Below are 1,705 nucleotides of genomic sequence, written 5' to 3' on the forward strand. Positions count from 1 at the left end.
GGCCCGCGCGGGAGGGCCGCCAGGCCCGAGCGTGCTCTAACCGGGACGGTTTTGCTGCTCGATGTACTGGCGCAGGACGGTCAAGGGTGCGCCGCCGACGGAGCCGGCGAAGTACGAGGCTGACCACAGCTTGTTGGCTCGGTAGTAGTGGCAAATCAGGTCGGGGAACTCTTGTCGCATCCGCCGCGAGGACACGCCCTTAAGGCTGTTGACCAACTTCGACAGGGCCACCTTGGGCGGAAAATTGACCAGCAGGTGTACGTGCTCGCTCTCGCCGTTGAACTCGACCAGGTCGGTCTCGAAGTCGGCGCACACCGCCCGCATGATTTCCTCCAGGCGGGTCAGGTGCCGGTCACCGAATACCTGGTGCCGAAATTTGGTGACGAAGACCAAATGAGCGTGCAGGGTGAAGACGCAGTGTCTGCCAGCGCGAACGTTCCCGAGCTCGACCATAGGCCAATGCTAGATTGTCCTCTGTGCAGCTTCGGTACAACTACCGCGTCTACCCGACGCCCGCTCAGCAGGTTTTGCTGGCGCGGGCGTTCGGGTGCGCGCGGGTGGTGTTCAACGACGGGCTGCGCGCACGCCAGCAGGCGCGCGAGGCAGGCGAGGGGTACCTGTCCGATGGTGACCTGTCGAAGCGGGTCATCACCCAGGCCAAGCAGACGCCTGAGCGGGAGTGGCTGGGCGAGGTGTCGGCGGTGGTACTCCAGCAGGCCCTCGCGGACCTTAACGTCGCGTACCGGAACTTCTTCACCTCGATCAGCGGCAAGCGCCAGGGCCGCAAGGTCGCCCCACCGAGGTTTCGGTCCCGCAAGGACAACCGGCAGGCGATCCGGTTCACCGCGAACGCCCGGTTCAAGGTGCTCGACAACGGCCGGCTCCGGTTGCCGAAGATTGGCGACCTTGCGGTGCGTTGGTCCCGGCATCTGCCGGCCGCACCAACCTCGGTCACGGTCATCCGGGACGCGGCTGGTCGGTACTTCGCCTCGTTCGTTGTGGTCGCCGCCGACGACCCGCTGCCTCCGGTCGACGCCGAGGTGGGCATCGACCTCGGGTTGACCCACTTCGCCGTCCTGTCCAACGGCAAGAAGGTCGCCGCCCCGAAGTTCTTGCGCCGGGCGGCCCGCAAACTGCGCCGGTTGCAGCAGGACCTGTCCCGAAAGCAGCGGGGCAGCAACAACCGCAAGAAGGCCGTCGTCAAGGTCGCCCGCGCGCACGCTCGGGTGGCCGACAGCCGGCAGGACTGGCAGCACCAGCTCTCGACACGGATCATCCGCGACAACCAAGCGGTGTACGTCGAGGACCTATGCGTCGTCGGTCTCGGCCGGACCCGGCTGGCCAAATCGGTGCACGACGCGGGCTGGGCGCAGTTCGTGCAGATGTTGGAGTACAAGGCCGCCCGGCGCGGGCGGACGTTTGCAAAGACCAACCGGTTCCTGCCCACGTCGCAGACATGCTCGACGTGCGGCCGGATCGACGGACCCAAGCCGCTGTCCGTCCGGTCGTGGACCTGCCCGTGCGGGGCCGTCCACGACCGGGACGTCAACGCCGCCAGAAACATACTCGCGGCGGGACGCGCCGAGAGCCTAAACGCCCGTGGAGCGCAGGTAAGACCGGCACCCGTGCCGGCACCGCGCCGAGAAGCAGGAATCCGCCCCGACGCCGTGCGGTCCACGCGCAGCGTGGAGGGAATCTCCGTCCT

General features: G+C 67.2%; 2 protein-coding genes. One reads left to right on the top strand and one right to left on the bottom strand.

Going from position 1 to position 1,705, the window contains the following annotated elements; all coding sequences use genetic code 11:
• Positions 1 to 36 precede the first annotated feature (36 nt).
• On the bottom strand, positions 37 to 453 hold the full coding sequence (tnpA, locus tag ACTWLT_RS31485) for an IS200/IS605 family transposase (protein WP_445321485.1): 417 nt from the start codon (positions 451 to 453) through the stop codon (positions 37 to 39).
• Positions 454 to 476: 23 nt separating this feature from the next.
• Between tnpA and ACTWLT_RS31490 the strand changes: the two genes are divergently transcribed.
• A partial coding sequence (locus tag ACTWLT_RS31490) for an RNA-guided endonuclease InsQ/TnpB family protein (protein ID WP_445321486.1) occupies positions 477 to 1,705 on the top strand: 1,229 nt, incomplete at its 3' end.

The organism is Micromonospora yongxingensis (genome assembly GCF_052601155.1).

What these genes read in the sequence shown, in the direction of transcription:
- tnpA (WP_445321485.1), bottom strand. Translation starts at nt 453, where the DNA reads ATGGTCGAGCTCGGGAACGTTCGCGCTGGCAGACACTGCGTCTTCACC.